25 protein-coding genes are annotated in these 26,523 nt (G+C 54.8%); 16 read left to right on the forward strand and 9 right to left on the reverse strand.

Annotated features, from left to right (window positions below):
• Window positions 1–67: 67 nt before the first annotated feature.
• Genes minE through minC form a run of 3 tightly spaced genes read right to left on the reverse strand, consistent with a single transcriptional unit; the run spans window position 68 to window position 1,868 of the window.
• Entirely contained in the window at window positions 68–334 is a 267-nt protein-coding gene (gene minE, locus ABIC80_RS04085; protein ID WP_004384978.1) for a cell division topological specificity factor MinE, read from the reverse strand.
• A 3-nt stretch (window positions 335–337) separates the two neighbouring features.
• Window positions 338–1,150, reverse strand: coding sequence for a septum site-determining protein MinD (minD, locus tag ABIC80_RS04090; RefSeq protein ID WP_042712035.1), 813 nt, complete (start codon window positions 1,148–1,150; stop codon window positions 338–340).
• Window positions 1,151–1,172: 22 nt separating this feature from the next.
• The gene (minC, locus tag ABIC80_RS04095) at window positions 1,173–1,868 is read right to left on the reverse strand and encodes a septum site-determining protein MinC (RefSeq protein WP_263754477.1); all 696 of its coding nucleotides are present in this window, start codon (window positions 1,866–1,868) and stop codon (window positions 1,173–1,175) included.
• A 122-nt stretch (window positions 1,869–1,990) separates the two neighbouring features.
• On the opposite strand from minC, the gene ABIC80_RS04100 reads away from it, so the two are divergent.
• The 3 genes from ABIC80_RS04100 to ABIC80_RS04110 all read left to right on the forward strand — a co-directional run bounded on the left by ABIC80_RS04100 (window position 1,991) and on the right by ABIC80_RS04110 (window position 3,603).
• Complete coding sequence (locus tag ABIC80_RS04100; protein ID WP_094419653.1) at window positions 1,991–2,266, forward strand: YcgL domain-containing protein; 276 nt, start codon at window positions 1,991–1,993, stop codon at window positions 2,264–2,266.
• A 139-nt stretch (window positions 2,267–2,405) separates the two neighbouring features.
• Window positions 2,406–3,065 (forward strand): fumarylacetoacetate hydrolase family protein, encoded by a 660-nt coding sequence (locus ABIC80_RS04105; RefSeq protein ID WP_429175597.1) that lies wholly within the window; start codon window positions 2,406–2,408, stop codon window positions 3,063–3,065.
• Window positions 3,066–3,156: 91 nt separating this feature from the next.
• Window positions 3,157–3,603 carry a YcgN family cysteine cluster protein gene (locus ABIC80_RS04110; RefSeq protein WP_429176475.1) on the forward strand — a complete coding sequence of 149 codons (447 nt, stop codon included), beginning with the start codon at window positions 3,157–3,159 and terminating at the stop codon, window positions 3,601–3,603.
• Between the two features lie 59 nt (window positions 3,604–3,662).
• On the opposite strand, the gene dsbB is transcribed toward ABIC80_RS04110, so the two are convergent.
• The gene (gene dsbB, locus ABIC80_RS04115; protein WP_094419656.1) at window positions 3,663–4,193 is read right to left on the reverse strand and encodes a disulfide bond formation protein DsbB; all 531 of its coding nucleotides are present in this window, start codon (window positions 4,191–4,193) and stop codon (window positions 3,663–3,665) included.
• Window positions 4,194–4,499: 306 nt separating this feature from the next.
• Between dsbB and fadR the strand changes: the two genes are divergently transcribed.
• Window positions 4,500–5,219: a fatty acid metabolism transcriptional regulator FadR gene (gene fadR / locus ABIC80_RS04120; RefSeq protein WP_094419657.1), complete on the forward strand. Its 720-nt coding sequence runs from the start codon at window positions 4,500–4,502 to the stop codon at window positions 5,217–5,219.
• 37 nt (window positions 5,220–5,256) lie between these two features.
• On the opposite strand, the gene ABIC80_RS04125 is transcribed toward fadR, so the two are convergent.
• Complete coding sequence (locus ABIC80_RS04125; protein ID WP_200133757.1) at window positions 5,257–6,789, reverse strand: SpoVR family protein; 1,533 nt, start codon at window positions 6,787–6,789, stop codon at window positions 5,257–5,259.
• 320 nt (window positions 6,790–7,109) lie between these two features.
• Here ABIC80_RS04125 and ABIC80_RS04130 point away from each other — a divergent pair, with 320 nt between their 5' ends.
• Entirely contained in the window at window positions 7,110–8,408 is a 1,299-nt protein-coding gene (locus ABIC80_RS04130) for a D-amino acid dehydrogenase (RefSeq protein ID WP_076770002.1), read from the forward strand.
• Between the two features lie 18 nt (window positions 8,409–8,426).
• Entirely contained in the window at window positions 8,427–9,497 is a 1,071-nt protein-coding gene (dadX, locus tag ABIC80_RS04135; protein WP_042717472.1) for a catabolic alanine racemase DadX, read from the forward strand.
• Window positions 9,498–9,512: 15 nt separating this feature from the next.
• On the opposite strand, the gene ABIC80_RS04140 is transcribed toward dadX, so the two are convergent.
• Complete coding sequence (locus ABIC80_RS04140) at window positions 9,513–11,246, reverse strand: potassium/proton antiporter (protein ID WP_429175599.1); 1,734 nt, start codon at window positions 11,244–11,246, stop codon at window positions 9,513–9,515.
• A 113-nt stretch (window positions 11,247–11,359) separates the two neighbouring features.
• Window positions 11,360–12,271 (reverse strand): muramoyltetrapeptide carboxypeptidase, encoded by a 912-nt coding sequence (gene ldcA / locus ABIC80_RS04145; protein ID WP_429175602.1) that lies wholly within the window; start codon window positions 12,269–12,271, stop codon window positions 11,360–11,362.
• Between the two features lie 101 nt (window positions 12,272–12,372).
• Here ldcA and emtA point away from each other — a divergent pair, with 101 nt between their 5' ends.
• On the forward strand, window positions 12,373–12,987 hold the full coding sequence (gene emtA, locus ABIC80_RS04150; RefSeq protein WP_023480169.1) for a membrane-bound lytic murein transglycosylase EmtA: 615 nt from the start codon (window positions 12,373–12,375) through the stop codon (window positions 12,985–12,987).
• Here the strand turns inward: emtA and ycgR are convergent, their stop codons facing one another.
• The gene (gene ycgR / locus ABIC80_RS04155) at window positions 12,988–13,719 is read right to left on the reverse strand and encodes a flagellar brake protein YcgR (RefSeq protein WP_094419661.1); all 732 of its coding nucleotides are present in this window, start codon (window positions 13,717–13,719) and stop codon (window positions 12,988–12,990) included.
• A gap of 209 nt (window positions 13,720–13,928) precedes the next feature.
• On the opposite strand from ycgR, the gene ABIC80_RS04160 reads away from it, so the two are divergent.
• Window positions 13,929–14,180, forward strand: a complete 252-nt coding sequence (locus ABIC80_RS04160) for a GlsB/YeaQ/YmgE family stress response membrane protein (protein WP_042711797.1) — start codon at window positions 13,929–13,931, stop codon at window positions 14,178–14,180.
• 51 nt (window positions 14,181–14,231) lie between these two features.
• Here ABIC80_RS04160 and ABIC80_RS04165 read toward each other — a convergent pair whose 3' ends face one another.
• Window positions 14,232–15,935, reverse strand: a complete 1,704-nt coding sequence (locus ABIC80_RS04165) for an alpha,alpha-trehalase (protein WP_429175605.1) — start codon at window positions 15,933–15,935, stop codon at window positions 14,232–14,234.
• A 969-nt stretch (window positions 15,936–16,904) separates the two neighbouring features.
• Between ABIC80_RS04165 and ABIC80_RS04170 the strand changes: the two genes are divergently transcribed.
• The 8 genes from ABIC80_RS04170 (at window position 16,905) to tssB (ending at window position 26,520) form a co-directional block, all read left to right on the forward strand.
• Window positions 16,905–17,396 (forward strand): SH3 domain-containing protein, encoded by a 492-nt coding sequence (locus ABIC80_RS04170; RefSeq protein WP_429175608.1) that lies wholly within the window; start codon window positions 16,905–16,907, stop codon window positions 17,394–17,396.
• 23 nt (window positions 17,397–17,419) lie between these two features.
• Entirely contained in the window at window positions 17,420–17,926 is a 507-nt protein-coding gene (tssJ, locus tag ABIC80_RS04175; RefSeq protein WP_042711793.1) for a type VI secretion system lipoprotein TssJ, read from the forward strand.
• A 23-nt stretch (window positions 17,927–17,949) separates the two neighbouring features.
• Window positions 17,950–19,293: a type VI secretion system baseplate subunit TssK gene (gene tssK / locus ABIC80_RS04180; protein ID WP_042711792.1), complete on the forward strand. Its 1,344-nt coding sequence runs from the start codon at window positions 17,950–17,952 to the stop codon at window positions 19,291–19,293.
• A 17-nt stretch (window positions 19,294–19,310) separates the two neighbouring features.
• The gene (locus ABIC80_RS04185; RefSeq protein ID WP_076769996.1) at window positions 19,311–20,549 is read left to right on the forward strand and encodes a DotU family type VI secretion system protein; all 1,239 of its coding nucleotides are present in this window, start codon (window positions 19,311–19,313) and stop codon (window positions 20,547–20,549) included.
• A gap of 3 nt (window positions 20,550–20,552) precedes the next feature.
• Entirely contained in the window at window positions 20,553–24,164 is a 3,612-nt protein-coding gene (tssM, locus tag ABIC80_RS04190; RefSeq protein WP_429175610.1) for a type VI secretion system membrane subunit TssM, read from the forward strand.
• 18 nt (window positions 24,165–24,182) lie between these two features.
• A complete protein-coding gene (tagF, locus tag ABIC80_RS04195) occupies window positions 24,183–24,893 on the forward strand; it encodes a type VI secretion system-associated protein TagF (protein WP_023480097.1) in 711 nt (236 codons plus the stop codon).
• Between the two features lie 11 nt (window positions 24,894–24,904).
• Window positions 24,905–25,921 (forward strand): type VI secretion system protein TssA, encoded by a 1,017-nt coding sequence (gene tssA / locus ABIC80_RS04200; RefSeq protein WP_429175613.1) that lies wholly within the window; start codon window positions 24,905–24,907, stop codon window positions 25,919–25,921.
• 74 nt (window positions 25,922–25,995) lie between these two features.
• Window positions 25,996–26,520 carry a type VI secretion system contractile sheath small subunit gene (tssB, locus tag ABIC80_RS04205; RefSeq protein WP_023480163.1) on the forward strand — a complete coding sequence of 175 codons (525 nt, stop codon included), beginning with the start codon at window positions 25,996–25,998 and terminating at the stop codon, window positions 26,518–26,520.
• Window positions 26,521–26,523: the final 3 nt, after the last annotated feature.

Raw genomic sequence — 26,523 nt, forward strand, 5'->3', positions numbered from 1 at the left:
GTATTTGAGCGAATAAATAAAAAGGCAGAATTTATTCTGCCTTTTTTTATTGCCCTTATTGCGAAGACTATTTCGTCTCTTCCGCTTCTGGCAACGTGACGTTCAACTCCAGAATAGAAATATCGTCCCCTTTCTGCTCCAGCTGTACGGTGACCATTTCCGGATCGATCTGCACATATTTGCAGATGACTTCCAGAATATCGCGCTTCAGCTGCGGCAAATAGTGGGGTTCAGCGTCGCTGCGGCGGCGCTCTGCAACAATAATCTGCAGGCGTTCTTTAGCGATGCTGGCGGTATTCTTTTTTCTGGAGAGAAAAAAGTCGAGTAATGCCATAACTTATCCTCCGAACAGGCGTTTGAGGAAACCTTTCTTCTCTTCTTCAATGAAGCGGAAAGGACGTTCTTCTCCCAGCAGACGTTCCACGGCATCGGCATACGCTTTACCGGCGTCAGCATTGGCATCCAGAATAACCGGCTCGCCCTGGTTGGAGGCCCGCAGTACAGACTGATCTTCCGGGATCACGCCAATCAGTTTGATGCGCAGAATTTCCAGCACATCTTCCATGCTCAACATGTCGCCACGGTTAACGCGGCCTGGGTTGTAGCGGGTGAGCAGCAGATGCTCTTTAATTGGCTCTTCACCTCTCTCCGCACGACGTGATTTGGAAGCCAGAATGCCCAGAATACGGTCAGAGTCACGCACGGACGATACTTCGGGGTTGGTGGTGATAATGGCTTCATCGGCGAAGTAGAGCGCCATCAGCGCGCCGGTTTCGATGCCAGCCGGTGAGTCGCAGACGATAAAGTCGAAGTCCATTTTTTTCAGATCTTCTAATACTTTATCAACGCCTTCATAGGTGAGGGCGTCTTTATCGCGCGTCTGCGATGCCGGGAGAATATAGAGATTTTCAGTGCGCTTATCTTTAATCAACGCCTGGTTCAGCGTTGCGTCGCCCTGGATAACGTTAACGAAATCGTACACAACGCGGCGCTCGCAGCCCATGATCAGGTCAAGGTTACGAAGGCCAATATCGAAGTCGATAACGACCGTTTTCTTGCCCTTCTGGGCTAAACCAGTAGCGATGGCCGCGCTGGAGGTGGTCTTGCCGACGCCCCCTTTACCCGAAGTAACAACAATAATGCGTGCCATAGGAGTTCCTTGTTAAAAGGGCTTAATCTAAGGGTTGAATTGTCAAAGCGTTACCTGCCAGTTGCAGACGCGCCGCTTTGCCATAAAATTCGGCCGGGATTTGGTCACTCAGCCAGTACTCACCCGCAATAGAGACCAGCTCCGGCGTCAGGTGGGTACAAAATATTTGTGCTTCATCATCACCGCTTGCACCCGCCAGCGCGCGGCCGCGCATCATGCCGTAGACGTGAATATTGCCATCGGCAATCAACTCCGCGCCTGCGCTCACGTGGCTGGTGACAATCAGGTCGCAGTTCTGCGCATAAATTCGCTGACCTGAGCGCACAGGGGTATCAATCAGCCGTGTTTTAATAGCCGGCGTGGCGACGGATACCGGTTCAGCAATGGGCTCCGGGCGCGATTGCGCCTTCTCTTTGCCTTCCGACAGAATAGGAAAGCCAGCGCGTTCTATTTCCGCTTTCAGTGCAGCGTCTTTGCAGCCACTAATACCGACAACATGCAGGCCGGTGGCGGCAATGCTTTTTTGCAATTGCGGCCAGTCAATCGGACCTACCAGTGCTGAGACATTCACCACCACGGGAGCATGCTGCAAAAATGCAGGAGCCTGAGCGATTTTGTCTTCTAACGCCTGACGAATAACTTCGGGTTTTGCATCATGCAAATGAACCACGGATAAGGTAAAACTACTGCCTTTAAGCTCGATGGGCGTGTTTGACATCCTGACCTTACTCATTTTGCTCTAAACACCCGAAATCGGGGTGATATTCTGAATACTACCGGGCATGTTATAGTCCCTGTTATATTCAGGCAAGTAACCACCTCCTAATTCCGAGTAAAAGTATGTTTTGTGTGATCTATCGAAGTGCCAGACGTGAACAGACCTATCTGTATGTTGAGAAAAGAGACGATTTTTCTCGTGTGCCGGAAACATTAATGCAAAGTTTCGGCCAACCGCAGTTAGCGATGATTTTACCCCTCGACGGCAGTAAAAAATTAGCCGGCGCGGATCTGGAAAAAGTAAAAACCGCGCTCAGCGAGCAGGGATATTATTTACAGCTTCCGCCGCCGCCGGAAAATTTACTTAAAGCGCATCTCGCGGCGAACACTCAGCAATAACTCTCTCTAAAGGCGGCGGATTATTCCACCGCCTTTTTTAAACCCACTACATCCCTCTCATTTTGCGATTTGACAAACCGCCGGGCGGCGCGGATAGTCATTTTCGCTCATGTTCAACGTGTTACCGGAGAGGCAAAACATGTATCAACATCATAACTGGCAGGGCGCTCTGCTGGATTACCCGGTGAGTAAAGTGGTGTGCGTCGGCAGTAACTATGCGAAGCATATAAAGGAGATGGGCAGCGCGACGCCGGAAGAGCCGGTGCTGTTTATTAAACCTGAATCCGCATTGTGTGACCTTCGCCAGCCGCTGGTGCTGCCGACTGAGCTTGGCTCTGTGCATCATGAAATTGAACTGGCGGTGCTAATTGGTGCAACGCTGCGCCGTGCGACCGAAGATCATGTTCAACAAGCGATAGCGGGCTACGGCGTGGCGCTGGATCTGACCGCGCGCGACCTGCAAAGCAAACTGAAAAAAGCGGGGCAGCCGTGGGAGAAAGCGAAAGGGTTTGATAACGCTTGTCCCATCTCGGGTTTTATCCCCGCAGCTCAGTTTGAGAGTGATCCGCAGAACAGCTCGCTGGAGTTGAAAATTAACGGCGAGATTCGCCAGCAGGGCAGCACTTCTGACATGATTCATAAAATCGTGCCGCTGATTGCCTATATGAGTAAATTTTTCACGTTGAAAGCGGGGGATGTGATCCTCACCGGTACGCCGGAAGGCGTCGGCCCGCTTAGCAGCGGTGATGAACTTGAGTTGCGCCTCAACGAACACACTCTCTCGACCCGCGTGCTTTAATGCTTTTGCCGCTCATTCGGGCGGCAAAACTTGCATCCCTCTGCCAGAGTAGTTATAAGGTGCACCCTGGTTACCAACGGCGGATTTTATGATGAGCGACACTCCTTTCTGGCAAAGCAAAACTCTCGACCAAATGACGGACGCAGAGTGGGAATCGCTCTGTGACGGCTGCGGGCAGTGTTGCCTGCACAAACTGATGGATGAAGATAGTGACGAGATCTACTTCACCAACGTCGCCTGCCGCCAGTTAAATATCAAAACCTGCCAGTGCCGTAACTACGAGCGCCGTTTCGAATATGAACCGGACTGCATCAAGCTGACCCGTGAGAATCTGCCGACCTTCGAATGGTTGCCGCCAAGCTGTGCGTACCGCTTGCTGGCTGAGGGGAAAAATTTGCCGGTCTGGCACCCGCTGCGTACCGGGTCAAAAGCGGCGATGCACGCTGAGCGGATTTCCGTTCGTCACATTGCGGTGAAAGAGTCTGAAGTGCGCGACTGGCAAGCCCATATCCTGAACAAGCCTGATTGGGCGGATTGAGGCTCTGCGTCTCATCACTGCTTTCATCAATAAAAAACGCTCCCGAAGGAGCGTTTTTTTTACCGGCCAAAGAGGTCGCGTTTTTTCGGTTTAAAGAACTGCGCAATCAGCACCAGCAGCGCCACTACCAGATAGGCAACAAAAATGCCCAGCAGCCACTGCGGCATATCCATCTTCAGGAACTCCCACTGACGCTGCGCGCAGTCGCCGGAGGCAACAAACACCTGCGGCAGCCATTTATCCAGCGGCAGCCAGCTCGGGAAGCGCGCGGCAAAATCGCAGGTCATAAAAGGGGAGGGGTGAAGCTGGATCTGCGTGTGTTCCCACGCCAGCTGGATGCCGCGAATGGCGCTATAGATCCAGATGGCAAGGGCGGCAAAGCGAAGCGGAGTTTTTGGCGCAATGGCACCGACAATGCCGGCACCCATCACGCCAAAGAGGGCGCAGCGCTCGTAAATGCATAACACACACGGTTTTAGCAACATGACATGCTGGAACCACAGCGCCGTCATCTCAAGCGCAAAGGCGGTTAACGCCATCAGCAGCCAGGCGCCGCGCCCGTGTGAGCACTTATTTAAATATCGCAACATAATCATTTCCCTGGAGATGCGTAGAGACCGCAGTGTAAACGAAATCAATCTCAAGGCCACTAGCGGGGGCAAAATAATGCGTAATGGAATGTTTAGTCAGCAAAAAGTGAAACATCGCCTACGCCATTTTGGCGGATCTTCAGTTAATTATTTGGATTTAAGGCATATTTGCACGAAATATTCATGTAGTAAATTCGTCAAAATAAAACGTTGATCGCCTTTTTTCTTCCTACCCTACGCTACCTGCCCACTGCATGCTTTGGTATGATGAGTGCTCATTGCTTAGCTGTGTTATGGAAATCTTATATGGTCATTAAGGCGCAGAGCCCGGCGGGTTTCGCGGAAGAGTACATCATCGAAAGTATCTGGAATAGTCGCTTTCCTCCGGGGTCGATTCTTCCTGCTGAACGCGAGCTCTCTGAACTGATTGGCGTCACTCGTACCACACTGCGTGAAGTGCTGCAGCGACTTGCCCGGGATGGCTGGCTCACTATCCAGCATGGCAAACCGACAAAAGTGAACAATTTCTGGGAAACCTCCGGTCTGAATATTTTGGAAACGCTGGCACGTCTGGATCACGAAAGCGTACCGCAGTTGATCGATAACTTGCTGTCCGTGCGTACCAACATTTCCACGATTTTCATTCGCACTGCGTTTCGCCAGCATCCTGAAGATGCGTTAAAGGTGCTCGCCACCGCGCGTGAAGTCGAAGATCACGCCGATGCGTTTGCTGAGCTGGATTACAACATTTTTCGCGGGCTGGCGTTTGCTTCCGGCAACCCGATCTATGGTCTGATCCTGAACGGCATGAAAGGGCTCTATACCCGCATTGGTCGCCACTACTTCTCCAGCCCGGAGGCACGTAGCCTCGCGCTCGGTTTTTATCATCGGCTGGCAGAGATCTGCGAGCATGCCCAGCACGACCAGGTTTATGAACTGGTTCGTCGCTATGGTCATGACAGCGGAGAGATCTGGCACAAGATGCAGAAAACCATGCCTGGCGATCTCGCGCTACAAAGCCGCTAGTGACAAAAAACCCCTCATCAAGAGGGGTTTTTTTATATCACAGCACGTTGCTTCGCGGCGGACAGCGCTCCAGCAGCTCCACGCTGCCATCTTCGTTTTGCTGCTCCAGCAGAACGTCAAATCCCCACAGGCGATGCACATGTTTCAGCACTTCGCGACGCCCTTTATCGAGCGGAGCGCGGTTATGCGGAATATAGCGCAGCGTCAGCGAGCGATCGCCGCGCAGATCGACGTTCCAGACCTGAATATTCGGTTCAAGGTTGCTCAGGTTGTACTGCGATGAGAGCTTCGAGCGGATCTCGCGGTAGCCCTCTTCGTTATGGATCGCGGCTATCTCCAGGTAGTTATTGCGATCGTCATCCAGCACGGTGAAGAAGCGGAAATCACGCATGATCTTCGGCGACATAAACTGGCTGATAAAGCTCTCATCTTTAAAGTCGCGCATGGCGAAATGGAGCGTATCCAGCCAGTCGGAACCGGCAATATCCGGGAACCAGTAGCGATCCTCTTCCGTCGGTGACTGGCAGATGCGCTTGATATCCTGGAACATGGCAAAGCCGAGGGCGTAAGGGTTAATGCCGCTGTACCACGGGCTGTTGTAAGGCGGCTGGAATACCACATTGGTGTGGCTGTGCAGAAACTCCAGCATAAAGCGGTCGGTCACTTTCCCTTCGTCATACAGATGATTAAGGATGGTGTAGTGCCAGAACGTCGCCCAGCCTTCGTTCATCACCTGCGTCTGCTTCTGCGGATAAAAATATTGGCTCACCTTGCGTACAATGCGCAGGATCTCACGCTGCCACGGCTCGAGTAGCGGCGCATTCTTCTCCATAAAGTAGAGCAAGTTCTCCTGCGGCTCCGCCGGGTAACGGCGCGCCTGAGCGACGGCAACCTCTTCATCGCGTTTTGGCAGCGTGCGCCACAACATATTTACCTGGCTTTGCAGATACTCTTCCCGGCTTTTTTGCCGCGCTTTCTCCTCCTGCAGCGAGATTTTCTGCGGACGCTTATAGCGGTCAACGCCGTAATTCATCAGTGCGTGACAGGAGTCGAGCAGTTTTTCCACTTCGACTACGCCGTAGCGCTCTTCGCAATCGGTAATGTATTTACGCGCGAAGATCAGGTAATCGACAATTGAGCTGGCATCGGTCCAGCTGCGGAAGAGGTAGTTATTTTTGAAAAACGAGTTGTGTCCGTAACAGGCATGCGCCATCACCAGCGCCTGCATGGTGATGGTGTTCTCCTCCATCAGATAAGCGATGCAGGGATTGGAGTTAATGACAATCTCGTAGGCCAGGCCCTGCTGACCATGCTTATAAAGCCGTTCGGTTTCAATAAACTTTTTACCGAACGACCAGTGGGGATAATTGATAGGCATGCCAACGCTTGAGTAGGCATCCATCATCTGTTCTGAGGTGATCACTTCGATTTGATGCGGATAGGTATCCAGCCGGTAGAGTTTCGCCACCCGGTCAATCTCTGCCAGGTAATCATCCAGCAGCTCGAATGTCCAGTCGGGTCCATCGCTCAGACGAATAGAATCCTTATTCATTGAGTCAATCGTAGCCATTAGCGCGCCCTCATTGTTCTCGACACTCTCTGTATGGAGCGTCTCATTTCAAGCATAGAACACTGATTTAAAAGTGTACGCCAGCCCTCACCAAATCTTCACGATATTCCCGCTCGCTCACCGTGTAAAAAGCAGAGTTGGCAAAATATTATGCTGCGGCGATAGGGTGCGCAGCAGGAGATGCTGAATATCCGCAGCCCTTAGCTGGCGGCGATGTTGTGAGGAACGTCACCATAAAAAAGCCATATGTTGAATAATATTTTCATCTGAGTTATCAATTTGTAATCAGATGATTGTGCTTTACTCACGGGAGAAGGGATATGCGAGTTGTTGTATTGGGCAGCGGCGTTGTTGGCGTTACCAGCGCCTGGTATTTACGCCAGGCCGGACATGATGTCACCGTAATCGATCGCCAGCCGGGGCCTGCACTGGAGACCAGCGCCGCTAACGCCGGGCAGATCTCGCCGGGCTATGCCGCACCGTGGGCTGCGCCCGGCGTGCCGCTAAAAGCGATCAAGTGGATGTTTGAGCGCCACGCACCACTTGCCATCAAGCTCGACGGCTCCTCCTCGCAGTTAAAGTGGATGTGGCAGATGCTGCGCAACTGCGACACCCGCCACTATATGGAAAACAAAGGGCGCATGGTGCGTCTGGCTGAATATAGCCGCGATTGTCTGAAGCTACTGCGGGAAACCACCGGGATCCAGTATGAAGGCCGCCAGGGCGGGACACTGCAACTCTTCCGCACCGCTGAACAGTATGAAAACGCCACCCGTGATATCGCCGTGTTGCAGGAAGCGGGCGTGCCCTATCAGTTGCTGGAATCGGCTCGCCTGGCCGAAGTGGAACCGGCGCTGGGTGAAGTCGCGCACAAGCTGACCGGCGGTCTGCGGCTGCCAAACGATGAAACCGGCGATTGCCAGCTCTTCACGCAACGGCTGGCGCAGATGGCCGAAGCGGCCGGGGTAGTGTTCCGTTTCAATACGCCCGTTGATCGTTTGCTCTACGAAGGTGAAAAAATCTACGGCGTGAAGTGTGGCGAAGAGGTTGTGAAGGCAGATGCTTACGTGATGGCTTTCGGCTCCTGGTCCACCGGCCTGCTGAAAGGGATTGTCGATATCCCGGTTTACCCACTCAAGGGCTACTCGCTGACCATCCCGGTGGCGCAGGAGGATGGCGCCCCGGTTTCCACCATTCTTGATGAGACCTACAAAATCGCCATTACCCGCTTCGATCAGCGCATTCGCGTCGGCGGCATGGCAGAAATCGTCGGATTTAATACTGAGCTGTTGCAACCGCGCCGCGAAACGCTGGAGATGGTGGTGCGCGATCTCTTCCCGCGCGGCGGCCATGTTGAAGAGGCTACCTTCTGGACGGGCTTACGTCCAATGACCCCGGACGGTACGCCGGTGGTTGGCCGCACGCCGTTTAAAAACCTGTGGCTCAATACGGGTCACGGCACGCTGGGCTGGACAATGGCCTGCGGCTCCGGGCAACTGCTCAGCGATCTGATGACCGGCAACACACCGGCTATCGCCGCTGACGATCTGAGCGTGGCGCGTTATCTTCCGGGATTCACGCCTGCGCGTGCCCAGCATCTCCATGGTGTACACAGCTGACAGGCGTAAGGAATAGACATGTCTCGTCCGGTTCTGGCAACCCTCGATTTACAGGCGTTAGCCAATAATTTGCAAATAGTGCGCCGCGCGGCACCCGATGCCAAAGTCTGGTCGGTGGTTAAGGCAAATGCCTACGGCCACGGTCTTGAGCGCATCTGGTCGGCGCTTAATAAAACTGATGGCTTTGCGATGCTCAACCTTGAGGAGGCGATCCTGCTGCGCGAGCGCGGCTGGAAAGGGCCTCTCTTAATGCTGGAGGGTTTTTTTGATGCGGAGGAGCTGGCGCTTTATGACCAATACCGTCTTACCAGTGGGATCCACAGTAACTGGCAGCTTAATCTGCTGAAAAATGCGAAGCTGCAGGCACCACTTGATCTCTACCTCAAAATCAACAGCGGTATGAACCGTCTCGGTTTCCTGCCGGAGCGCGTGCACAGCGTCTGGCAGCAGCTGAGCAGCTTTGCCAGCGTCGGCAATATCACGCTGATGTCGCATTTTGCCGAAGCGGAGCGTCCGGACGGCATTTCGCAACCGATGCGGCGCATTGAGCAGGCGGCAGAAGGGCTACCGTTACCGCGATCGCTCGCCAACTCTGCCGCGACGTTATGGCACCCGGAAGCGCATTTTGACTGGGTTCGCCCCGGCATTATTCTCTACGGTGCTTCGCCCTCGGGCAGGTGGCAGGATGTGGCAAACAGCGGTATTCGCCCGGTAATGACGCTAAGCAGTGAGATTATTGCCGTACAGACGCTGAAGAGCGGCGACGCCGTTGGCTACGGCTGTCGTTACCGCGCGCAGACGGAGCAGCGTATCGGCGTGGTGGCGTGTGGTTATGCAGATGGTTATCCGCGTCAGGCTCCCACCGGTACACCAGTCCTGGTGGATGGCATTCGCACCACGGTAGTTGGCGCGGTGTCGATGGATATGCTGACGGTCGATCTCACGCCGTGCCCGCACGCCAGTATCGGCGCGCCGGTGGAGCTGTGGGGCAGGGAGATCAAGATTGATGATGTAGCCGCGGCGGCCAATACGGTCGGGTATGAATTAATGTGCGCCCTGGCGCCGCGTGTACCTGTTGTGACAATGTAACTTCTCGCGAGGCGCTTACTCCGCCTCGCTCTCCACCACTTTTACACCCACTTTTGATACCGAATTCTCACTCTTCTCTGCCACGGTCCAGATCATACCGGCAAACTCAACCTGATCGCCCACCACCGGAGCGGCACCCAGCAGTTGCTGAACGATCTCACCGAGCGTTTGCTGGTTATCGCGATGCTCAAGCCCCTCATCAAGACCATAAATCATCGCTATGTCAGCAAACTTGGCATTCGCTTCAAGGATGAAGTCACCAAAAAAGCGCTGATCCAGCGACACCGGCGGCGACTCACTGAAGAGTTTCCCGAGAGCTGGCAGATCTTTTTCGCGACCAATCACGCAGAGCACGTCGCCTTCACGTAACCGGGTACTGCCGGTTGGATGAAGCAGGCTGTTATCGCGGAACAGTGCCGCAATGCGCGTCTCTTCCGGCATGTGCAGGTCGCGCAGCGCCGCACCAACGCACCACTTATCGGCACTCAGTTGGTAGACGAACTGCTCGAAGGGGTTATCGGGGTGAATATCCAGCCCGACGCGCGATACCGGCCAGCCCACCGGCGGCACCACCACTTTCGCTTTTTTCGCCGCCCAGCCAAAAGACGTTCCCTGGAACAGCAGCGAAATCAACACCACGAAGAAGGCAACATTAAAGAAGAGGCGGGCGTTGTCCAGCCCGGCCATCATCGGGAAGGTGGCAAGAATAATCGGCACCGCGCCGCGCAAACCGACCCAACTAATAAAGACGCGCTCGCGCAGGTTAAAACCGCGAAAAGGCAGCAGGCTGGCGAACACCGAGAGCGGGCGGGCAATAAAGATCATCCACGCCGAGAGGATCAGCGCAGAGAGTGCAATCGGCATTAAATCAGATGGCGTCACCAGCAGGCCGAGCACGAGGAACATCGCAATTTGCGCCAGCCAGGCGAGACCATCGAAGTTTTGCAGGATGCCAAAGCGATTACGAATCGGGCGATTGCCTAACACGAACCCGCATAAATAGACGGCCAGGATCCCGCTACCGTGCAGCGCCGTGGTAACAGAGAAGATCAGAATCCCGCCGCTCAGCGCTAATAAAGGATAGAGCCCAGGCGGCAGGGCAATGCGGTTGATCATCTGTTGCAGCAGGTAGCCGCCCGCGCCACCAAGCAGTATGCCGAGGCCAAACTCGCGCAGAATATGCAGGAAGAAGGTGAAATCAATATTGGCGTGGTGGCTCTGGATCATCTCAATCAGCGTGATGGTCAGAAACACCGCCATCGGATCGTTGCTGCCGGACTCAATCTCAAGCGTTGAGCCGACACGCTCGTTCAGCCCTTTACCGCCGAGCAGCGAGAAGACCGCCGCCGCATCGGTTGAGCCGACTATCGCGCCAATCAGGAAGCCTTCCATAATGTTGAGCTTGAAGAGCCAGGCCGCCATCATGCCGGTCAGACCTGAAGTGATCAGCACCCCGACAGTTGCCAGCGAGAGCGCAGGGCCGAGTGCAACGCGAAAAGAGCTGGCGCGCGTGCGCATACCGCCGTCGAGCAGAATGATCGCCAGTGCCAGGTTACTGACCATATAGGCCAGCGGGTAGTTGTCGAAGGGAATGCCACCGATGCCGTCAACGCCTGCCAACATACCAATCGCCAGAAAAATGACCAGAATCGGAATACCAAGGCGGGATGAGAACGAACTCAATAAAATACTGCAGGTTACCAGTACAGAACCCAGAATAAACAGACTAATTATCGCCCCAGCGTCCAATGGTATGCATCTCCTTCTCTTCTCGGTGAGATCCCGGCACCGACCGGGATTTATTACGGCACATTATAATAACGGCAGAAAAAGCAATTTAATAAGGGCATTAAGGGCTTTTTTTACGCCGAGATTGTGGGATGGCCTGTGAGGGTCAGCGTTGATTTTTCAGCGTGTTGCAATATGGCGTGCGCACCCAGCGGCAACGTGACGGTTTTCGCTTCGTGGCCGAAGTCCAGCCCGGCGATCACCGGAATTGCCACCCGTGAACGTAACCAGGCCACCATCTTCTCTAAAGTGTAGCCCGCATCGTAATCGTTGGGTTGCGCATGGGAGAAACTGCCGAGGATCAGCGCGCGCTGCTGCGCCAGGATTCCACTATAGAGCAGCTGCAACAGCATGCGCTCAACGCGGTAAGGATGCTCATTGATATCTTCAACGACCAGAATACCGCCGGGCACTGTGGGCAGCCAGGGGGTGCCAATCAGCGAAGTCAGCATCGCCAGGTTTCCGCCCCATAATCTTCCTTCAACATGGCATTGCGGCCCGTCGCCGTCCCACTCAATGGTGTAGGTTTTATTGCGTATTGCCCGCCAGAAGTGCTCCTGGGTAAAGGCATTGAGTGGTTCAGCACCAAAGTTGCCCGCCAGCATCGGGCCGCTAAAGGTGATGGTGCCACCCGCCGCCAGCAGGCCGCACTGAATCGCAGTAAAGTCGCTGTGACCGCAAATCACCAGCGGTTGCTGCTGCTGGCGTTTGACCAGTGCCTGCCAGTCGATATCGGCCAGCAGCCGGCTTGCGCCGTAGCCACCGCGCACCGGCATAACAATCAGACTTTCCCCAGCCAGACGGGCGAGGTCATTGATGTCCGCCAGCCTTTCAGCTTCGCTACCGGCAAAACGTTCCTCACGCCGCGTAATCACCTGTTGATTATTGACCTGATGGCCTTCGCGGGTCAGCCGTTCAACGGCCAGCGCCGCAGCACGCTGATTGATGCAGTACCCGGAGGGGGCAATTAAATGGAAAGTGGACATGGCATTTCCTTGCTGACATCTCTAAACAAACAGTTATCATGCCGCTAACCCTGGTCATTGTCATCCGCCGTGATGTACAGCTTATATAAGGATTTTCTGGCGTGAAATTAAGATGGTTTGCCTTTTTAGTGGTGCTGCTGGCGGGCTGTAGCTCGACAAAACAGGATTATCGTAATCCCGACTGGAACCCGGAAGTGCCGGTCAAACGGGCGATGCAGTGGATGCCAATTAGCGAAAAAGCCGGCGCGTCGTGGGGCGTAAGCCCGGAACTGATTACGGCGATGATTGCCGTGGAGTCCGGAGGAAACCCGGAGCTGGTGAGTAAATCGAATGCGGTAGGTTTAATGCAGCTAAAGGCGTCAACGGCGGGGCGCGAAGTCTATCGTCGTATGGGCTGGAGCGGGCAACCCTCGACGCGCGAGCTGAAAAACCCGGAGCGCAATATCTCAATGGGTGCAGCCTACCTGAGCATTCTGGAACATGGGCCGCTTGCCGGGATCAAAGATCCGCTGGTGATGCAGTACGCGCTGGTGGTCTCATATGTGAATGGCGCGGGTGCGCTGCTACGCACCTTCTCTTCAGACCGCCAGGAGGCGATTGACGAGATTAACTCGCTAAGTCCGAAGGGCTTTTTGCAGCACGTAGCGGAAAAACACCCCGCGCCACAAGCCCCGCGTTATATCTGGAAAGTCCAAAAAGCGATGGATGCGATGTAATTAGCGCACCCTGCTGGCGCGCTCGCGCGCTTCGCGCTCCAGCGCAAAGATAATGCGCTGGAGTTCGCGCTCAACGCCCGGGCTGACATTTAAAAAGCGGAAGCTCAGCCTTGGCGTAGCGATGGTGTCATTTTTACCATCCACAACTTTGCGTTCGCCCACTGCAATCAACTGCGCATCAAAGTAGAACTGCCCCCACGATGCCATATCCAGTTCGACCTGCGTGAAGCGCATGCCAGGCTGTACATTCTCCGGCAACGCGCCATCCAGCAATGCGCCCATGCCGCCGAGCGAGAGGTCGAACAGACGAAAACGCAACTGGCTCTTATCGGGTAACTTCGCTTTGCAGAAGTAAGCCGGGTGGAGCGGGGCGCTAATACGGAAATATTCCCGACGTTGAATAAACCACAGCGTTTCCGGGAGCGGTGTGATAAACGCAGGCAGATCCTGATAATCGCCGGTGGTGAGCGCATTAAGCGTGAACTCTACCTTTGCGCCATGGGTTTCAGCGGTAATAGTCACTTTACCGGCACGCTGAACGGCGCTGTTTTCATACTCCTGGCTACCAAAATCCATCACCAGCATCTCAGGGTTAACCTCGAGGATTTTGCTGATAAATTGACCGCTACCCCAGCTGATGCACACCGGCACCTGAGTGTTTTGCAGGTCGCGCAAGACGCCCAGCACGGCCAGAGGATTTTGCTTCAGGAACTGCTCACTGTAATTGCTCACGCCGAATGGCTCCTCGATACTGACACAACGTCGATTGTTTATCGGCAATCTATGCCAGAACTTAATACAAATGGTAGAAATTATCTCATTAAATTATGAATTAAATCTGTGAGATGGCAGCGCTTTTGCGCAAGACATCTATACTGTACGCAACGCACTGCAAGGTGGTGTGTTCATTTACACGTCATAAACGAAAGGAGAAAGTGAATATGGGTATTCTCGCGTGGATTTTATTTGGCCTGATTGCGGGCGTTATCGCGAAATTCATTATGCCAGGACGCGACGGCGGCGGCTTTATTCTGACCTGTGTTCTGGGGATTGTAGGGGCAGTGGTCGGTGGCTGGCTGGCGACAATGTTCGGTTATGGCGGCGACATTACGGGCTTCAACATGCACAGTTTTATCGTCGCGGTGATTGGCGCGATTGTGGTGCTGGCAGTTTTCCGACTTGTACGCCGGTAACGGATTTTCTCTGAAAAAAGGCCGCACTTTGATGCGGCCTTTTTTTATACGCTACTGCGCGACTTTCTGCGCCGTTGGCTCAGCGGCAGGCCTGGCCTCATCCGCAGGCTGTTTTTGCGGTACGCTGTCGCACGGTTTCTCTTTCGGACAGATGAGATCGAGCATTTTTAGCGTTACGCCATTACTCCAGCCAAAGCCATCCTGCAGCGGATATTCACCGCCGCCCCCGCCTGTGCCAGTGGAGCTGACATCATATTTTTCTACCAGCTTCTGTTCGCGATCGTAGGTGTGCTGAACATTGGTCAGGAAGCGCCAGCTGACACTCATCGCCAGTTTTTGGTGGTCGTAGTTCTGCAACCCGGCGGCGGCGACCCACTGCAGCGGTGCCCAACCATTCGGCGCATCCCACTGTTGACCACTTTTAACGGTAGTCGTGGTGATGCCGCCCGCTTTTAACAGCCGCGCTTCGGTCACCGCCGCTACTTTGTCGGCGCGATCTTTTGCCGCCGCGTTAACAAACAGCGGATAGAGCGCCGCAGCGGTCAGCTGATTACGCACCTTTTTGGTTTTCAGATCGTAATCGGCGTACCAACCCTCTTTTGTATTCCACAGATTGGTTTCGATGGCTTTTTGCCGGGCAGTGGCCAGCGCGTCGTAGTGACTCGCTTTAGCACTATCGCCAGAGACCTGATAAGCGCGGGAGAGCATCTTCTCCATCTTAAACATCAGGGCATTAAGGTCGACCGGCACAATGCTGGTGGTGCGGATCGTGCCAAGCTGCTCAGGATCATCCATCCAGCGGGAGCTAAAGTCCCAGCCGGAAGCCGCAGCGGCGCGAAGGTCACGGTAGATCTCTGTCGCCGGGCGGTTCGGATTGTTTTTGGCTGTGGTGACATCTGCCAGCCACGACTCCGGACGCGGCGTGGAGGAATCATCCCAGTAGCGGTTGAGAATGCTGCTATCGCTTAACTTCACCACGCGTTTATTTGCTTCGCCCGGCTGCAGCGCATCAGCGCCCTCCATCCAGTACTGATACTCTTTTTCCATCTGCGGCAGCCAGGTTTTAAGCACCTCATCACCATCATGTGTCGCCAGTAACTCCACCATTAATGAGAAAAAGGGGGGTTGAGAACGGCTGAGGTAGTAGCTGCGGTTGCCATTCGGAATATGTCCCCAGGTATCAATTTCATAACCGAAGTTGGCGACCATATCTTCGATTTTGTCCCAGTGGCCGCTTTCGGCAAGGCCAAGCATGGTGAAGTAGCTGTCCCAGTAATAGACTTCGCGAAATCGCCCGCCGGGCACAACATAGGGTTTAGGCAGCGGTAAGAGTGAGTCCCACTTGCCCGCGCTATCCGTGGTGCGTGTCAGTTCTGGCCATAAGCCGTCGATATGTTCACGCAGGTTTTGTCCGGCAGGCGGCACATAGGGCTTACCTTTTTCCGGCAGCGTGAAGTTCACCTCGACGAAATGGCGCAGATCGAAGCTGCTCTGGTTCCGTTGCATGCGGTAATCCGCAAGGATCATCAGTGGGTCGCTCTTGGGCACTGCATCGGCAAAGGTTTTTTGATCGGGGAAGAGTTTGGCGCTTTGCACATCACTGAATAACGGTCCGAGAAGAATGTCAGGAGTTTGCGGCGGGTTTTGCGCTTCAGCAGCGAATGTTGGGGCGTTTGCGGCAAGTAATGTTCCACCCAAAGCAAGTTGCATGACCAGAAAGAGGGTGCGCGGCTGGCGCAAAACAGGTTTTATCATTGACGTCTCCTTAGCGAGCAAGCAGCGGGCCGCTGCATTCAACCTTGACCAAAACCATAGACGAATCTCAGACAATTCGTGTGCTGTGCCTGGCAATTTGTGTCAATACGGAGAAATTACCTCTCGCCTCTGACCTATTCGGCTGTTCAAAGCGTCCGGCAGTGGCGACGAGATCCGTCTGTAAGGATGAGAAGGCAGATATCAAAGAGATCGCATATCGGATCGCCTTATTTTTAATCACCGGCCTTTTGCTGAATGGATTCGGTTAAGCGCGCTTTATTAGAGTTTAGTCACACTGAATGAAATAAAGTGCATCAGATACCTTGTAAAAGCGATTTACTGCAGTAATAGTTTTGCCTGTAACTATCTTTTTTGCAGAATACGAAGAGTAAAAGTCGATATATTTCGCAAAAAAAGAGGCTGCGGCGAAGAAAAGTCCCAAATAAACATTCTTAGCGCAAAGCTTAGCCCGACAATGTGGAATATCAGCTACCAAATATTGTAGTATTGCTTCGCTCTTTTTGACTTTTAGGAATTGTCCTATCTCATATTTCGGTCTGTATACTACGGGATTATGCATATAAAATTTTTATTAGTATTCATCACTTTAGGATTATAATTGGCGGCGAGGGATTCATCTCAGAACAAAATTTTGCCGTTTTTCTGCTTAAGTGAAATTAATTCTTGAGATTTATCCTAATTTGCAAAAGAATTAAGTAATAGTTTTTCAACGGCTCGGCAATGATATTGAATTGAATTATCCGATCTGTAAAATCATGTCACGATAGTCAATGAAAAGTAATATTGTTGCGGCGGTCCTCGCGGACAGGCTCGTGCGGTAGCTATGCCCTTAATTCATTAACAGGTCGTTTAACGGACAAGGAACTGAGTCATTCATAACGATTTCATTTCCCCTATCCATAACGATGCACGTCAACACAGTAATATATTTGCAATGGAACAAACCCTATGAACATGCGAATCGTATTGGCACTTCTTTTTGTATTTGGCGTCTCTGGCTGTGTAAAACATCAGAAACCCGCACCTTCCGACGACACAATCGTTACCAGTGAAGTGAATGGCGTAACCCTGACCCACCGTTATGCCGTACTGCCGCCGAAGGAGTTCGAACCGGTTAAACAAGACTACCGCGCACTCTATCCGGCCTCTGTAATGAGCAAACCTGATTTCGGCGGCAAAGTCATTCGCCAGCTGGAAGCGGGCAAAACCTACGTTGTGCTTGGTCAGGTTGAACACTTCTGGATGGCGCTGGCCGATGAAGGTCAGGAAGAGCTGATTGGCTACGTGCCGATGCGTGCGGTCGTTAAAAGCGAACTGTACGAAAAAACCGTACGTCAAGACAGTCACAGAGTTAAGCGTAAAAAAGCGAACTGCGTAACGGTCGACGGCAACGGTAAGGCTTGCAAAAACGTTAAATCCGGAACCTGGATCATCGATTAATCCAGCCGTGATGAGTACCTGCTATGAATAATAATTCGGTTGTACGCCAGATTAGCCTGGTGTTTTTCTTTGTGCTGGCCACCCTGGCCAGCGGTTGTGGATCGTCTTCACACAGCGTACCTACCAGCTATAACCTTCAGTTCAGGGCTCATCCGCAAATCAATGAGTCCGCTCCCCTTAAAGTCAGGGTGTTGCTGTTGAAATCGGACGCGACATTTATGTCCGCCGATTTCTGGTCGCTGCAAAACAACGCCGATAGCGCACTGGGCGGCAATTTGCTGAACAGTGATGAGTTCTTCCTGATGCCCGGTCAGCTGTCAAAAACGCTGTCCGGCAACAGTTCGCCTGAAGCGCGCTACATCGGCGTGATGGCGGAGTATCAGGCGCTGGACGGCAAAAAATGGCGAATCTCCCTGCCGCTTCCGGTACAGGGGGAGTCTCACTTCTATGAGTTCTGGAAATCGTCAGAAGATGCGCTGGAAGCCAACATCTTTCTCGACGTTAACGGAATACGCGTGATTTCCAAATAGCGCCATCCTGACAGGAATACAGTATGAATAAAGCAGAAAAGGTCGTCTGGACCGAAGGTATGTTTCTGCGTCCCCACCATTTTCAACGCGCGGAAAGCTATCTTCAGCACCATATTCGCGAGTGGGGAACACTGCAGCGGCCCTATCTTTGGGGCTACCTTGATATCGAACTTGACGACGCGATGCTTCGCCAGGGATGCATTGCCGTTAGTTACGCCAGCGGCTTATTGCCAGACGGCACCTTCTTCTCTTTCAACGATGCTCGCCAGGCGCCAACCCCGCTGGTGATCCCGGATAATCTCACTAACGAACGTGTCGTGCTGGCGCTGCCAGCCCGTCGCGGCGGTCGTGATGAAGTGATTTTCAGCGAAGAGAAAGATTCGCTGGCGCGCTACATCACCTGGGAGAGCGAAGTCGATGATGATAACGCGATGTCCGTTGGTCCCGCTGCGGTGCAGTTTGGGCGCCTGCGCCTGAAACTGATGCTGGAGAAGGATCTCAGCGCAGAGTGGACGGCAATTGGCGTGGCGCATGTGCTTGAAAAGCGCAACGACAACCAGGTTCGCATCGATAATCGCTATATTCCGCCGATGTTAAATGCGGTCAACAACCCCTCACTTTACGCCGTGATGAACGATCTGCAGAGCCTGCTGATGCAGCGCAGCCAGCAGATTGGTCAACGTCTGCGCCAGCCTGGGCGTTTCAACACCTCTGAAATGGTGGAGTTCTCGCTGCTGGCACTGATTAACCATCACGTCGGACAGATGTCGCACCTGAAATCGCTGCCGATGATCCACCCGGAAGAGTTATGGCGCAGCTGGCTGGCGTTTGCCACCGAGCTCACCACCTGGACCGCGGCGCGCTCACCGGAAGAGACGCTCCCCATTTATGACCATGACGATCTCGCTGGCTGCTTCAGTAAACTGCAGCTGATGCTGCGCCAGGGTTTGTCGCTGGTAATGGAAGAGCATGCCATCCAGTTGCCGCTCACCGAACGCACCCATGGACTCAACATCGCCACGCTGCCTACTACCACGATGGCGCGCGAGTTTGGTTTTGTATTGGCGGTGAAGGCCAGCGTGCCGGGCGAAATTCTGCAAACCCACTTCCCGGCGCAGATGAAAGTTGCGCCGGTGACCAAAATCCGCGATCTGGTGCAGCTTCAGCTGCCTGGCATGAAGCTACGCAGCATGCCTGTTGCACCGCCGCAAATTCCATGGCACGCCGGTTATAACTATTTTGAACTGGAAAAGGGCGGCGAGCTCTGGAACGAAATGGAAAAATCGGGCGCTTTCGCACTGCATCTGGCGGGCGAATTCCCCGGTCTTGATATGGAATTTTGGGCCATCCGTAGCCCGACGGAATAACACAGCGAGCGCACACTATGCAGCAACAACACGCCTCCGGCAGTGATGCCGTCCTGGCAGGAGCAAGTGGTAACAATCCGTTGGTGGCGGCCGCAAATCCGCTGCTCAATGCGATACCGCAGATCCGCTATTCGGTCTCTCATGACGATCAGAGCGGGCTACGTCAGCACCTGATAGATGAAATTCGCCGTTTTGAAGTGCGCTGCCAGCAATCCGGCCTGGCGTACGAAGTCATCGTGGGCGCACGCTACTGTCTTTGCACCGCTCTGGATGAAGCCGCCGCGCTCACACCGTGGGGCAGCCGCGGCGTGTGGTCCGGCAGCGGCCTGCTGGTGACGTTCCACAACGAAACCTGGGGCGGGGAGAAATTCTTCCAGCTGCTGGCGCGTCTGTCGCAAAACCCGCGCGAGCATATCGCGCTGCTGGAGTTAATCAACTTCTGCCTGCTGCTGGGTTTTGAAGGGCGCTACCGCGTGATGGACAACGGCCGTACGCAGCTTGAAACCATCAAGCAGCGTTTATGGCAGATGATCCGCGGCGTACGTGGCAACTACCCACCGCCGCTCTCGCCGCATCCGGAAGATCAGCCGGTAATGCGCAAACTGTGGCGTCCGGTGATCCCATTGTGGGCGTGTGCCGGGCTGGCGGGTTTCCTCGCCTGCCTCTTCTATATCGTCCTTAACTGGCGGCTGGGCGACAACACTAATCCGGTGCTGGCGAAGATCTACCAGACGCAGCTGCCGGAAGTCTCCGTTCAACAGCCGGTACAGCATGTGCAGCCGGTGCTCAACCTGCGCGAGTTCCTGCGTCCTGAAATCAAGGCCGGCCTGGTGGCGGTACGTGATGAGGCCGATCGCAGCGTCGTGACCCTGAAGGGTGATGGGCTGTTTGCCTCTGCCTCCACGGTTGCGCGCGATAGCTACGAGCCGGTCATCGACCGCGTCGCGCAGGCAATGAATAACGTCAGCGGTAAGATCCTGGTGGTTGGCTTCAGTGATAACGTACCGATCCGCAGCGCCCGTTTCGCCTCCAACTATGAACTGTCGCTGGAGCGCGCACGCTCTGTGCAGTCGCTGCTGCAAAAACACCTTTCGCAGCCGGAGCGTGTGAAAGCCGAAGGGCGAGGGGAGATGGATCCCATCGCGCCGAACAACTCGGCCGAAAACCGCGCGCGTAACCGCCGTGTCGAAATTACCTTGCTTGTGTCGCCGGAAAATACGGCCGCCGAGCTGAACGGACTGCCGCAAGGAAACTAATGGATGAACATGTTGCTTTCGTTGCTGACTAACCGCATTTTGTGGGGTTTCCTTGGCGTTACCGGGCTGGCTGCGGTTATCTGGATGATCGGGCCGCTGCTATCGGTCGTCGACTCCCGACCGCTGGAGTCCGAGCAAAACCGCATGATCGCCATTGCGGTGATGTACCTGATTTGGGTTCACAGCCACATTGTGCCGCGTCTCTATAATGCGTGGCTCAACCGCAAGCTGATGGACAACCTCAAAAGCGAAGAGGCGAAAGATCCCACTGAGCGTCAACGTCTGACCAGCGACGATCAGGTGCTGAACGACCGTTTCGAAGAGGCGGCACAGGTACTGAAAAAAGCGCACTTTAACCAGCCGGGCCAGCGTGGCCTATGGACCCAGCGCTTCAGCACTCAATACCTCTATCAGTTGCCGTGGTATGTGATTATCGGCGCACCAGGCTCCGGTAAAACGACAGCGCTGGTGAACTCCGGCCTGCAATTCCCGCTCGCCGATCGCTTCGGTAAAACCGCACTGCGCGGTATTGGCGGCACGCGCAACTGCGACTGGTGGTTCACCAATGAAGCCGTCCTGCTGGATACCGCCGGACGCTACACCACGCAGGAGAGCGAGCAGATTCAGGATGCCAGCGAGTGGAATAAATTCCTTGGTCTGCTGCAGAAATACCGTCGTCGCCAGCCAATTAACGGTGTGATTATCACTATCAGCATCGCCGATCTGCTGACGCAGTCTGCCGAGGCTTCACGCGAGCAGGCGCTCAATCTGCGTAAACGTCTTACCGAACTGCATGAGCAACTGGGCATCCGTTTCCCGGTCTATGTGCTGGTAACCAAAGCTGACCTGCTTAAGGGGTTCCGCGCCTATTTCTCTGGCTTTGATAAAGCGCAGCGCGACCAGATTTGGGGCTTCACCTTCCCGTGGGAAAAAGCGAAGCTCGCCGATTTCGATCTGCAGGGCAGTTTCATTCAGGAGTTTGCCCTGCTGCAACAGCGTCTGGACGCCGGCCTGCCGGATACGATGCTGCGTGAAAGCGATCCGCAGGCGCGCGCCGAGTGCTTCCTCTTCCCGCAAGAGTTTGCCGCGCTGCGTCCGCTGCTGTCGGACTATCTGGATACGATTTTTGCCCGCTCCAATTTTGAGACCGAATTCTCGCCGCGCGGTATCTATTTCGCCAGCGGCACGCAGGAAGGTCTGCCATTCGATCGGGTGATGGGTGAGCTTAATCGTGCGCTCTCTCTGCCGCAGGGCAAGTCGGGCGATAATTGGGATTCCGTCAGCAAAGATGAGCCGGTGCCTGGTGGTAAAGGGCAGAGCTTCTTTATCAAGCATCTGCTGCAGAACGTTATCTTCCAGGAGGCGGGGATCGCCGGGCAGAACCGCTGGTGGGAGCTGCGCAGCCGTGCAGTGATCTGGTCTGGTTATGCCGCACTGCTGGCTTTGCTGGTTATCCTTAGCGCGCTCTGGTTCACCAGCTACGGCAACAACAAAGATTACCTTGATGAAGTCCAGGCGAAAGTGCCGGCGCTCGATCAGGAGATTAAAGCGCTGCGTAACCGCCAGCAGGGGGATCTGTTTGCCTTACTGCCGCTGCTGAATGGCCTTGCCGAACTGCCGCAGAGTGAAGAGTTCGATATCAATCATCCGCCGATCACCCGCCGTATGGGGCTCTATCGTGGTAACGATGTGTCGGATGCCTCGCAGGCGCTCTACCGAAAAGCGCTGGAGCAGATGCTGCTGCCGGAAGTGGCAATGCGCGTCACCACCTGGCTGCGTAATGACAACGGCAGTGACGTCGAGTACAGCTATGAAGCGCTGAAAGCGTATCAGATGCTCTACCAGCCAAAACATTACGATGGCAAATTCCTGCACTCATGGGTGATGCTCAATCTGGAGCGCAACCTGCCGCAGAATGTGACCAAAGCGCAGATCCGCCAGCTTGAGTGGCACCTGATGCAGTTGCTGGAGCAGCAGATTGTCGCTTCACCCTATGCAAAAGATGACGCGCTCATCAGCCGCGAGCAGGCGTTGATTAACCAGCAGCCACTCTCAACCCGTGTCTATGGACGCCTTAAACGCCTGCTGGAGCGTGATGAAAACCTCAAACCGGTGTCGCTGGCTACGCTGGGTGGTCCGCAGAGTGAACTGGTCTTCTCGCGTAAAAGCGGCAAGCCGGTAAACGATGGCATTCCTGGGCTCTACACGCCGGACGGTTACTGGAACAGTTTCAATGCGCAGATTGCGCCGGTGACCGCCTCACTGCATGAAGATGACGCATGGGTATTAGGCTCAACCACGCAGCCTGAAGACAAACAGCAGACGGATAATGCAGTGCGCCAGCTCTACGCTCGCGACTTCATTACCATCTGGGACAGCTTCTTAAGCGATATTCAGTTGAATAACAGCGCCGATCTCAATCAGCGCATCAACACCGCGCGTGTTCTCTCCAGCAACAACTCACCGCTGCGCCGTCTGGTGGTTAACCTCAGCCAGCAACTGACGCTGGTGCGCGATGACCCTGCGGCGGCGGAGAAAGAGAAAAGCCCTGAAAGCAGCAATCGCGGTACACAGATGCTGGAGTCGCTCTTCAGCAATCGTGAAAACAACGCTGCGGGCAACGCGGCCGCTAACCAGACGCCTGAACAGCGCGTGACCGGGCACTTTGCACCGATCATCGAACTGGCACAGCCGCTGGAGAAGGGCGGTAAAACCATCGTCTTTGATGATTTCCTCAAACAAGTTGATGAACTCTATCGCTATCTGACGGCGGTGCAGGATGCGGCCAACAGCGGTATGCCAGCACCGGGTGGTGAAGCAATCAGCCGCCTGCAGGCCAGCGCAGGGCGCTTGCCTGGCGGTCTGCAAACCATGTTCAGCAACATGGCGGTCGGCGCGAGCAGCGATACGCAACGTCGTGATATGGAAAATGTGCGTAAACGCATCAGCGTCGAAGTGGGCAGCTTCTGCCGCCAGGCGATCGCCGGACGTTACCCGCTGGTGCGTTCTGCCAGCGCTGAAGTGACGCCGGACGATCTGGCGCGTATGTTTGCTCCTGGTACCGGCCTGATGGATGTCTTCTTTCGCGATAACCTGACCAATAAGGTCGATACCACGCAGGCCACATGGCGCTTTATGCCGGGGATCGATGGCAAAACGCTGCCGGGAAGCGAAGGGGTGCTGGTCCCGTTCCAGCAGGCGCAGTCGATTCGCGATGCCTTCTTTGCCAATGGCAGTGCAACACCCTCTTTTCGTACCACGGTGCGTACAGTGCGGATGGATAACACTATCCTCAATATGACGCTGGATGTGGACGGACAGATCCTGCGCTACAGCCACGGGCCACAGGCGGTACAAATTGTTAGCTGGCCGGGCACAGGCGGCACCAACCAGGTGCGCATGCAGTTGGGTCTGGCCAATGGTACTACGGCAACACTGGTGACCAACGGCGCCTGGGCGCTGAACCGCTTTTTCGATAAAGCGCGCGTGAGCCCTGGCAGCAGCAGCCTGAGCCGCCAGGCGACATTCACGGTTGACGGGCATCAGGTCACGCTGGAGTTTGCGCCTAACAGTATCCGCAATCCGTTCCAGCTTCCACGATTCGCATGTCCTTGATCCGCAAAGGAACGCCTAATGACTACGACTTCTGCAATTAGCTGGTATGGGAAATTGCCCAGTGCGGGTGATTTTCTCCAGCGCCGCTTTCCAGACGCTCTGCAGCGTCAATGGTCCCACTGGTTTCAGGTGGGATTGATGAACTGGCAAAAAGAGGAGCAGCGCGGCGGTGAACGGCAGTTCAGCAATGCGCCAATCTGGAACTTCGTTGTGCCGCCGATGCTGGGCGGGCAACAGGTTCAGATGGGGTGCCTGCTTCCCGGGCGCGATAGCGTTGGCCGCCAGTATCCGCTCTGCGCGCTGATGGCGATTAACCCACTGGAGTGGTCACCGCGTCACCTGGCACAAGCGGGTGACTGGTATCAGCAACTGGGGCGCACTATGCTCCACGCCGTGCGCAACGGCTATTCGCCGGAGCAGCTCGATCAGGCGCTGCTTGCTATCCCGCCGGTGCAGCTGGCAGAGCCGGAAGCACGCTCGGAAATTCTCGATGTGATTGGTTATGAAGGCGATGGCGAATCATCGATCGGCTGGCAGCAGGCCGCCGAGTGCTTTGATCCGCAGCGTCAGATTAGTTTCTGGTGGACCAACCGTAGTGATGGGTATCCGCTTTACACGCATGTGCACAGCGGCAACTTTACCGGTCAGCTCTTTACGCTACTGTTTGAACCGGCGGGCGGCGCAAGACCCGGTCGTCACGGTCTTTACCCACCAATGTTTGATGAATAAGCAGGTTGCGGATGACTATTGAAACGTTACTGGCTCCGGTTACTGCGGAGCTGCCGTGCGGTGAAAACCTTGAGTACGACGCCGATTTCCAGGCGATGGAGCAGGCGAGCCTTGGCAAAGCCGAGCAGCAATTTGGCAGCACCATTATTCCGGCTGAACCGGCTGACTGGACGCGCGTGGAAAAACTGGCCACTGGCTTGCTGTCACGCACCAAAGATATCCGCGTGATGATGGCGTTGACCCACGCCTGGACACGCCGTCGCGGCCTTGAAGGGTATGCCGATGGTTTGCTGTTGCTGGGTCAGGCGCTCTCCCTGTACTGGGATCAGCTCTGGCCATCGCTAACCGACGGCGGCGAGTTTGATCCCTTCTACCGCATTAACGCCCTGGCCGGGTTAAGTGATAAATCATCGCTAACCACTACGCTTCGCCAGTCCGTATTACTGCGCAGTAACGGCGATGAGATTATCGTGCGTGATGCGCAGTCGCTGCTCGACGGCAGCAAAACAGAGTGTGCAGGCTATCCCGGCGGGCGGGTGCGCCTGATTGATGAGTTGACGCGTGGCGGTCAGCCCGGCATTGACGCTATCGGGCAAATCGAAGGGCGTCTGCAAACCATCCGTACATGGCTGCTGGAACAACTGGGCGAAAGCGGGGTGCCGGAAATGGAACAGTTACTCAAGACCGTGGGTATGATTGCCGGTGTCAGCCGCGCTTCCCGCTCTGATGAGCCTGTAGAGACGACATCTGAGCCGCCACCAACGCAGAGCGCTGCGCAACCTGCGGCTGCCGTTCCGCTACCGGCGATGACCGACTGGCGTACCGCGCAGGTCGCCACGCGTGCGGATGCACAGTTAATGCTTGAGAAGGTAAAACAGTACTTTGCCCAGCATGAGCCGAGCCACCCCGCACCGCTGATGATCGACCGCGTGCAGCGATTAATCGAGCTGGATTTTATGGAGATCATTCGCGATCTGGCGCCGGACGGCGTCAATCAGCTACAAAATATTTTTGGGCGTCAGGAGTGACGCAAACCGCGTTATGACGGCAGGCGTGTTGCCTGTCATCAAACCTTCACCGCGTATATTCGATGGAGAACATCATGGCAATGAGTAACAGTGGTCAGAAATTTATCGCCCGCAACCGTGCGCCGCGCGTACAGATCGAGTACGACGTGGAAGTTTACGGCGCGGAGCGCAAAATCCAGCTTCCGTTTGTGATGGGCGTAATGGCGGATCTGGTAGGGAAACCGGTGGAGAACTTACCTTCTATTGAAGAGCGTAAATTCCTCGAAATCGACGTCGACAACTTCGATGAACGCATGAAAGCGCTGAAACCGCGCGTCGCGTTTAACGTAGACAACACCCTGACCGGTGATGGCCGTCTGAACGTGGATTTAACCTTTGAAAGCATGGATGACTTCCTGCCGGACGCCGTTGCCCGCAAAGTCGAACCGTTGAATAAGCTGCTGGAAGCGCGTACCCAGCTCTCTAACCTGCTGACCTACATGGACGGTAAAAACGGTGCTGAAGAGCTGATTGCAAAAGTGCTGCAGGATCCGACCCTGCTGAAATCACTCAGCCAGATGCCGAATAGTGACGAGAGTGCGCAAGGTAAAGAGGAATAATTG

This window comes from Kosakonia sp. 1610, from assembly GCF_050435845.1.
GTDB classification, from domain to species: Bacteria; Pseudomonadota; Gammaproteobacteria; order Enterobacterales; family Enterobacteriaceae; genus Kosakonia; species Kosakonia cowanii.

What these genes read in the sequence shown, in the direction of transcription:
- minE (WP_004384978.1), bottom strand. Translation starts at nt 334, where the DNA reads ATGGCATTACTCGACTTTTTTCTCTCCAGAAAAAAGAATACCGCCAGC.
- minD (WP_042712035.1), bottom strand. Translation starts at nt 1,150, where the DNA reads ATGGCACGCATTATTGTTGTTACTTCGGGTAAAGGGGGCGTCGGCAAG.
- minC (WP_263754477.1), bottom strand. Translation starts at nt 1,868, where the DNA reads ATGTCAAACACGCCCATCGAGCTTAAAGGCAGTAGTTTTACCTTATCC.
- ABIC80_RS04100 (WP_094419653.1), top strand. Translation starts at nt 1,991, where the DNA reads ATGTTTTGTGTGATCTATCGAAGTGCCAGACGTGAACAGACCTATCTG.
- ABIC80_RS04105 (WP_429175597.1), top strand. Translation starts at nt 2,406, where the DNA reads ATGTATCAACATCATAACTGGCAGGGCGCTCTGCTGGATTACCCGGTG.
- ABIC80_RS04110 (WP_429176475.1), top strand. Translation starts at nt 3,157, where the DNA reads ATGAGCGACACTCCTTTCTGGCAAAGCAAAACTCTCGACCAAATGACG.
- dsbB (WP_094419656.1), bottom strand. Translation starts at nt 4,193, where the DNA reads ATGTTGCGATATTTAAATAAGTGCTCACACGGGCGCGGCGCCTGGCTG.
- fadR (WP_094419657.1), top strand. Translation starts at nt 4,500, where the DNA reads ATGGTCATTAAGGCGCAGAGCCCGGCGGGTTTCGCGGAAGAGTACATC.
- ABIC80_RS04125 (WP_200133757.1), bottom strand. Translation starts at nt 6,789, where the DNA reads ATGGCTACGATTGACTCAATGAATAAGGATTCTATTCGTCTGAGCGAT.
- ABIC80_RS04130 (WP_076770002.1), top strand. Translation starts at nt 7,110, where the DNA reads ATGCGAGTTGTTGTATTGGGCAGCGGCGTTGTTGGCGTTACCAGCGCC.
- dadX (WP_042717472.1), top strand. Translation starts at nt 8,427, where the DNA reads ATGTCTCGTCCGGTTCTGGCAACCCTCGATTTACAGGCGTTAGCCAAT.
- ldcA (WP_429175602.1), bottom strand. Translation starts at nt 12,271, where the DNA reads ATGTCCACTTTCCATTTAATTGCCCCCTCCGGGTACTGCATCAATCAG.
- ABIC80_RS04160 (WP_042711797.1), top strand. Translation starts at nt 13,929, where the DNA reads ATGGGTATTCTCGCGTGGATTTTATTTGGCCTGATTGCGGGCGTTATC.
- ABIC80_RS04165 (WP_429175605.1), bottom strand. Translation starts at nt 15,935, where the DNA reads ATGATAAAACCTGTTTTGCGCCAGCCGCGCACCCTCTTTCTGGTCATG.
- ABIC80_RS04170 (WP_429175608.1), top strand. Translation starts at nt 16,905, where the DNA reads ATGAACATGCGAATCGTATTGGCACTTCTTTTTGTATTTGGCGTCTCT.
- tssJ (WP_042711793.1), top strand. Translation starts at nt 17,420, where the DNA reads ATGAATAATAATTCGGTTGTACGCCAGATTAGCCTGGTGTTTTTCTTT.
- tssK (WP_042711792.1), top strand. Translation starts at nt 17,950, where the DNA reads ATGAATAAAGCAGAAAAGGTCGTCTGGACCGAAGGTATGTTTCTGCGT.
- ABIC80_RS04185 (WP_076769996.1), top strand. Translation starts at nt 19,311, where the DNA reads ATGCAGCAACAACACGCCTCCGGCAGTGATGCCGTCCTGGCAGGAGCA.
- tssM (WP_429175610.1), top strand. Translation starts at nt 20,553, where the DNA reads ATGAACATGTTGCTTTCGTTGCTGACTAACCGCATTTTGTGGGGTTTC.
- tagF (WP_023480097.1), top strand. Translation starts at nt 24,183, where the DNA reads ATGACTACGACTTCTGCAATTAGCTGGTATGGGAAATTGCCCAGTGCG.
- tssA (WP_429175613.1), top strand. Translation starts at nt 24,905, where the DNA reads ATGACTATTGAAACGTTACTGGCTCCGGTTACTGCGGAGCTGCCGTGC.
- tssB (WP_023480163.1), top strand. Translation starts at nt 25,996, where the DNA reads ATGGCAATGAGTAACAGTGGTCAGAAATTTATCGCCCGCAACCGTGCG.